The organism is Streptomyces sp. NPDC005799 (genome assembly GCF_040630525.1).
Classification (GTDB): domain Bacteria; phylum Actinomycetota; class Actinomycetes; order Streptomycetales; family Streptomycetaceae; genus Streptomyces; species Streptomyces griseorubiginosus_B.
The window spans coordinates 1-6,660 of the sequence record NZ_JBEXXQ010000126.1 but is presented as its reverse complement, the minus strand read 5'-3'; the positions used below and the strand labels follow the sequence as shown (position 1 = coordinate 6,660).

The 6,660-nt window shown below is 67.1% G+C and carries 7 protein-coding genes and 1 pseudogene; all 8 read left to right on the top strand.

Going from position 1 to position 6,660, the window contains the following annotated elements; translation table 11 throughout:
* The first annotated feature begins 1,441 nt into the window (after positions 1-1,441).
* Complete coding sequence (locus ABZ453_RS49825) at positions 1,442-1,576, top strand: hypothetical protein (RefSeq protein WP_359026528.1); 135 nt, start codon at positions 1,442-1,444, stop codon at positions 1,574-1,576.
* Positions 1,577-1,606: 30 nt separating this feature from the next.
* Complete coding sequence (locus tag ABZ453_RS49820) at positions 1,607-2,119, top strand: hypothetical protein (RefSeq protein WP_359026526.1); 513 nt, start codon at positions 1,607-1,609, stop codon at positions 2,117-2,119.
* A gap of 2 nt (positions 2,120-2,121) precedes the next feature.
* Positions 2,122-2,577 carry a hypothetical protein gene (locus tag ABZ453_RS49815; RefSeq protein ID WP_359026524.1) on the top strand — a complete coding sequence of 152 codons (456 nt, stop codon included), beginning with the start codon at positions 2,122-2,124 and terminating at the stop codon, positions 2,575-2,577.
* Between the two features lie 101 nt (positions 2,578-2,678).
* On the top strand, positions 2,679-2,960 hold the full coding sequence (locus ABZ453_RS49810) for a hypothetical protein (protein ID WP_359026522.1): 282 nt from the start codon (positions 2,679-2,681) through the stop codon (positions 2,958-2,960).
* A 607-nt stretch (positions 2,961-3,567) separates the two neighbouring features.
* Positions 3,568-3,867: pseudogene (locus ABZ453_RS49805) on the top strand (transposase); the annotation flags it as partial.
* Positions 3,868-3,884: 17 nt separating this feature from the next.
* The gene (locus tag ABZ453_RS49800) at positions 3,885-4,664 is read left to right on the top strand and encodes an IS3 family transposase (protein ID WP_359026520.1); all 780 of its coding nucleotides are present in this window, start codon (positions 3,885-3,887) and stop codon (positions 4,662-4,664) included.
* On the top strand, positions 4,597-4,755 hold the full coding sequence (locus ABZ453_RS49795; RefSeq protein WP_359026518.1) for an IS3 family transposase: 159 nt from the start codon (positions 4,597-4,599) through the stop codon (positions 4,753-4,755). The genes ABZ453_RS49800 and ABZ453_RS49795 overlap by 68 nt, the downstream gene beginning before the upstream one ends.
* Positions 4,756-5,682: 927 nt before the next feature.
* Positions 5,683-6,525, top strand: coding sequence for an IS5 family transposase (locus ABZ453_RS49790; RefSeq protein WP_359026516.1), 843 nt, complete (start codon positions 5,683-5,685; stop codon positions 6,523-6,525).
* Positions 6,526-6,660: the final 135 nt, after the last annotated feature.

Below are 6,660 nucleotides of genomic sequence, written 5' to 3'. Positions count from 1 at the left end.
GCGGCGTCACGCGACGGCCCGTCCTCCAACGGCGGAGGACATTACGGGCGAACAGCCGCACTGATCAGCGACCGAAACCCGCTGAAGAATCGAGGTTAATGCGAGGTGCAGCCGCCGGTTATACTGTCGCCTTTATAGTGTGCGTCGCCATCGGCTGTGACCAGGAAGCAGTAATCGCGATCGAGTGGATAATTTTCGATAGAAGCCGTCGTCAACCCTTCAGCCTCCACAGAAATTGTTCCGCCGTCGCCGCCGTCGGTGAAGTACCACAGTACCCGACCAGCGCTCCTGGTATCCCGCTTCCACGAGTAAACTAGATGACCGTCACCGGCATATAGATGCGCCTTGGCCCTCCAAACCGGAGCGCCGTGGGTCGCTACAAGAATAAAGTGTCGATCACCTTTGGCGGCATTCGCGGTGCCAGCGCCGACGGCAGTGGCAGTAAATGCGAGTGAGAGTGCGGCGACGACGTTGATTACCCTAGACTTCTTCAAGTGCACCCCTATTTTCGTGAATCAATGACTTGTCAGTGTGTCCCCTGAGGGGATGTTCCGGTACAGTCATATGCCCTTATTTCGAGAAGGTACTGAACTTGATTGGGTGATGTCGGTGCCGTTCGCCTGACCGTTGGGTGTCGGCACCGGTAGCCCAGGGCTTCGGCGTAGTCGGCGGCACACTTCTCAACACAGGCACGATCCAGCGAAGTTGGCCCGGCCAACCCTGATTGCTACTGGCTCCAACCGGCGCACAGGGAAACGGGTGGACCTGTTGGCGCACCACCCCCACGTGAAGCCGATCGCCATGCCCTCCGTGCAGGCATCGGCTTCACCTGCATCCGCGCACGTCACACCCAACTACCGCCGCGCGGCCCCGGCGACGCGCGCGAGGAAGACTGGCGGGCGCCCGATCCCCCGAGGCGCTCCCCGCGTCCCGCCCGCTTCCCTCCCACCCTTCTTCTTTGAGGCCGGGGCGGTCGTGGGGTGCTCTGAGGGGGATCGGGCGCCCCGACCACGCTCCGGAAGCCCCCTGACCAGGGGTGATAGGAACACCCGCCGCCCGACCGCGCAACGTCTACCGCAACACCCACCGCAACGCCCTGGCGCAACGTCTACCGCAACACCCGGCGCAACAGCGCCGATCGGCGCCGCCCGCTGCGACCGGGACCGGCCATGCGGGTGTTGACGGCCGGTGCCGGCGGCAGGACGCCCCGCAGAAAGCCTTGGAGGGGCCGGGTGCGCAGCGCGTCCGGCCCCGCGCCGTGCACGGCCCAGACTGGCCCTCAGGTGGCCGGTCGGGCCGCGCACGGCTGTGACCTGCGATGGTCGGGCTCATGGTACGGCCGTGGTCGGGCCCCGCCCGATGCCGGGCCACGGTGAAGTCCGGCAACTTGGTCGAGTGCTCAGCGGCTGCGCCCGGTCCCTGCCCGCTTAGGGTGGCGCACATGCTAATTGCCAGCCTGAAGCCCAGGACGATGGGCGGTACGACGAACACGGGCCTGTTGGCCTATGCCCTGGCGCGGGCTGGCCACCCCGTGACCTGCTACGACGCTGACGAGTCGCTGCAACTGGCCGCGTGAGCGCGCGATGCCGGTGACTTCCCGTGCGAGGTGCACGAGGCGGACACCCCGGCGTTCGCCGAGGTCGTCTACCCGGAGATGGACCACGAGCGGGTGAACGTGGTGGATGCCGGACACGCCGAGAACCACCCGGACATCGTGGACTCGATCCTGGAAGTCGTGGATCTCGTGATCCTGACGCTGTCGCCCACGCAGCCGGACTACGACCGGCTCACCAAGCCCGAACGGGGAACGGCGCTCGCCAAGGTGATCAAGCGGCCCGCCGCGCTACGCGAGAGCGGGCAGCCTCCGGCAACCTACGTGCTGCTCAACCGCTGCCAGGCCGGAGCGGCCAGCCCGAAGAAGTACGCGGACCTGCTGACGAACGGCGGCGAGGACGGCACCGACCCGCGCTGGACGGTCCTGTCCACCCAGAGCCCGAGGCGGGAGGGCATCGCCTCCGCGGTCGGCTTCCCCTGCGACAAGCCCGAGCGCAAGGCACCGTACGACGCGCTGGTCACCGAGCTGACCAAGCTCGGGCACCTGCCCGGGGCGAGGGAATAAGCATGGCCGACGACAAGGCAGTCGGTCGGCGGGACCGGGCGCGCGCCTTCGTCCCCGAGCTGATCCCCGAGCCGCAGGACATCGACCGCACCGGGCCGCTGGACGCGAAGGAGCAGCAGCTGCTCGACCGGATCCATGCCGCCCGCGACCACCACCAGGCCGCGAAGTGGATGCGCGGCAAGGCGCTGGACGCCACGTTCCGCCGGCGCCTGTTCCGGGGCGAGGACGGGCAGCGCACTCGCCAGCAGTACCTCGATGACGAGTGGGACGGCATGAGCGAGTCCGCCGCCTACCTGGAGATCAAGGAATGGCCGCTGGCGGCGCAGATCGCCGCGACCTTCGAGCGGCCCGCGCCGGACTCCCACGTCCGCGCCCTGGTCGACGTCGCCGCCAAGCAGGGCGCCGAGCCGGTCGCCCATAGGCGGTCAGCTTCTTTGCATCGCGACGCGAGGGTTTGACCCAGCGCACGATCAGCCGCATCCCCGCCGGCCAGCCGGTCAGGTCACGGACCCCGGTCAGCTCGGCGACCTGGTAGGAAATAATGTCATCGCCTGGCCCCTTGATCGCGTGGACCTCGCCGTCCTGCCGCAGTGCGTCCGTCCACACCTTCTCCGGCAGCCTGGCGATGGCCTCCTCGTCCATGGTGTGGATGGCCCAGCCGGTGACCCACCAGACCCGCCTGCGGCTGGTGATCAGGGACGTCAGGTGGTCGAGGAGGGCGTGGCTGAAGGCCGCGCCGTCGATCCTGACCAGCAGTTTCGACCACAGGGGCAACGGGAGCTGCCGCAGCAGCATCGCCACGCACTCGCGGGTGTTGGCCGCCCACGCCCCCAGCGGATGATGCCCCCAGGTGCCCTTGAACGTGCCCGCCGCCCCTTCCTTTCCTTACCGCTGGTGCAGGTCACCACGGTGGCGTCGAGATCGAGGACGTACCAGCCGGACAGCCGCCGGCCGCACACCGATATCCAGGGAAAGCCGCCGGGCCGCAGAGCCAGCCAGGTCCACACCGCCCGGCGTATCACGGCGCGGACTCGCTCGCTGCGCGTCGCGACCGGTCCGCCGACCGCCTCCAGGGCACGACGCAGTGTGCGGTCCGAGACCGGTTTGGGGAACAACGCCCGCCACTGGTACTGCAGTTGCTCGGCCGCCAGAACATTCGTCGCGCCCAGCACGATCGCACAGGCCAGCTGGACAAGCACGACGCCCCAGCCCGGTGCCCCGCGGAAGTACGGCGGCCAGGGCGCGGATGAGCCGACACGGTCGGCGACCTTCCTCAGCAGCACCACCCCCGCGTACCCGACGAGACGCTTGCCGTCGGCCCGCACGCCGAGCCGGTGATCCCATTCGGTAGCCTGCACCTGTTGGGTGTCTCTTCCTCTCGACGGTTTTGATCTGGGCTTGATCCGCTTTGACGGACATCGAAGATCAGGGGCTTCGGTCCCGGAAGGATGATGTCCATCATGGAGAGCATGGGGAAGAAGAAGCCGCGTCCTCGCCGCTCGTTCACGCCGGAGTTCAAGGCCGAGATCGTCGAGCTGTGCCGACGCGGTGACCGCTCGGTTGGCCAGGTCGCCAAGGACTTCGACCTGACCGAGACCGCGGTGCGCGACTGGGTCAGGCAGGCCGAGGTCGATGCCGGCGAGCGCGACGGCCTGACCAGCAGCGAACGTGAGGAACTGGCTCAGTTGCGGCGGGAGAACCGTCGCCTGCGGGAGGACGTGGAGATCCTCAAGCGGGCCACAGCTTTCTTCGCGAAGGAGACCCGGTGGCGGTGCACCCGTTCATCGAGGCGGAGAAGCAGGCAGGGCACAGCGTCAAACAGGCATGTGAACTGCTCAAGGTCTCCCGAGCCGCCTTCTACGCCCGCCGCACCAGCACCCCCGGTCCCCGGGCCCTGCAGGACGCGGAGCTGAGCGAGCAGATCACCACGGTCCACGCCCGGTCCCGAGGCGCCTACGGCGCCCCGCGCATCCACGCCGTTCTCAAGCGGGAGGGCACGGTCTGCGGCCGCAGACGCATCGCCCGGCTGATGCGAGCCGCCGGGCTCGCCGGCCGGCACCGCAGACGACGACACCGCACCACGATCCCCGACCCGCACGCGGCCACTCGCCCCGACCTGGTCCTGCGTGACTTCCGGCCCGACCCGACCGCGGTCGACGCCCGCTGGTGCGGCGACATCACCTACATCCCCACCGGCGAGGGCTGGCTCTACCTGGCCACCGTCATCGACATCGCCTCCCGACGGGTGGTCGGCTGGGCCACCGCCGACCACCTGCGCACCGAACTGGTCGCCGACGCCTTGCGAGCCGCCTGCCACCAGCGCCGCCCCGCAGGTTCCGTGATCTTCCACTCCGACCGCGGCTGCCAATACACCAGCCGTCAACTCGCCCTGATGGCAGACCAGTTGGGTGTCCGGCTATCCGTTGGCCGCACCGGCCAGTGCTGGGACAACGCTGGCCGAGTCGTTCTTCGCCACCTTGAAGAACGAGCTGATCGGCACCCAGCCCTGGCCGAGCAGGTCCGCCGCCCACACCGCGATCTTTGAGTGGAACGAAAGCTGGTACAACTTGCACCGACTGCACAGCAGCCTCGACTACCGCAGCCCCGCCGACTACGAGGCCGCGCTCGCAGCCTGACCACCACACCGATGGTGTCCGTCAAAGCGGAACAAGCTCAGCCAGCGGATGCACGCCCCGGGCAGACACCCGCGCGTTCCGGGACCCAGCCCCGCTACACCACTTCATGGGACGCGATCATCTGGACGATGAGCTCGCCACAGGCAGCGAAGCAAGGTCGCGGGCGGGAACCCGCGCGGTTTGACCAGGTGTTCTTCCCGTGACTTTCAGTTACCACTGCAAGTGAGGCAGAGCCGTTAGATTTACACTCCCATTGAAGGATATTTACCTCTAGCGTTCCCGGGCGCGCAGGCTAAGGGTGGTAAATGGAATCGGCTAGTGAGCTTGGTTCACGAAATGGGCACATTGCCCCGGAAAGGAATTGGTGCTGCCTGATGGTAGGTATGCGACGCAAGGTCGCGGCAGTGGTCTTGGCATCAGTTGGTATCGGGGGTCTCGCGATGCCTGAAGCTGCCCATGCCGCAAGTTCCCCGTCGGTCAAAGTGCAGGTCTGCAACCAGACAGACAGGGAAAGGGTGTACGGCATCAAAGGTTTAAATCAAGATGGCGTGGAGTCTACCTGGAACGATGGGGGGCCTGTCGCTCCAGGTAAGTGCGAGACTGGTCCATGGTGGTGGAAGTCTGGTCAGACGATAAGCGTCAGGGACTTTCCCACGCGCTGGGAACCTGGAAAGGATGTATGGAGGTATCGGGACTGGGACCTGCAGGCTGGAGTCCCGGACGGTAGCACGCGACGCGTTCTTATCCAGCCGTAGAGCGCTGCGGGCAGCAGGGCCAATGGCCATGACTTAGCTTTGGAGTGACGGGTCACAGCTAACGGGCTTAGTCATCGCGCAGATAGGCGCGGTGGTGGTACCCCGGCAGCAGGACAGGCACAGGTCCTGGCGATCATGGAGTTGCGACGCTCTGTGATCACCGGGGAGACCCGTGCCTGCGCTGCCATCATGGCTGACCGAACCTCTCTGGGGCCAATTCGCGGCCCTGCTGCCCGAGCGGCCGGAATACCACCCGGACCATCCACTGGGCTGCCACCGCCGGCGCATCAGCGACCGGATCGTCTTCGACAAGATGCTGCAACTGCTGCGCTTCGGCTGCTCCTACCAGGCGATCGCCGACACGACCTGCTCGGCCACCACGATCCGCAACCGCCGCGACGAATGGATCGCCCTCGGCGTCTTCACACGGCTCAAGCAGATCGCGCTGGAATGCTACGACCGGATCGTCGGCCTCGTCCTGGACCAGATCGCCGTCGACGGCTCGATCACCAAGGCCCCCGGAGGCGGCGAGGTGGCCGGGCGTTCCCCGGTCGACCGCGGCAAACAGGGCCTGAAACGCTCGGGCATGACGGACGGTTACGGCATTCCGCTGGGCCGCGTCCTGGCCGGGGCCCACCGACACGACTCCCCGCTGCTCGCCCCGACCCTGGATTGTCTCGACGACCTCGGACCGCTGCCCGACCACATCACCGTCCACCTGGACGCCGGCTACGACTCCGACAAGACCCGCGCCCTGCTCGACGAGCGCGGCCTGCACGGCCGGATCGCGCACAAAGGTGAGAAGGCGCCGATCCAGGCGAGTCAGAGGTGGCACGTGGAGCGCACCCACGCCTGGCAGAACGCCTTCCACCGCCTCGCCCGCTGCTACGAGCGCCGGACCATCGTCATCGACGCCTTCTTCGAACTCGCCGACACGATCATCACCGTACGTAGCCTGATCCGCCAGACCTGGACGACTCACCGCTGGGACAAACGCCCGCACCGCCGACCATGAGCACACGCCAATCTGCGCGACCTCTAAGCTCAACGATCATGAGGTGGCCCGTGCCTGCCGCTGTATCGTCTCGCATCCCCGCAGTCCTGGTGAAGCTGGGTCCGCTGGATGTCGGTCAAGTCGCTGACCTGCGGC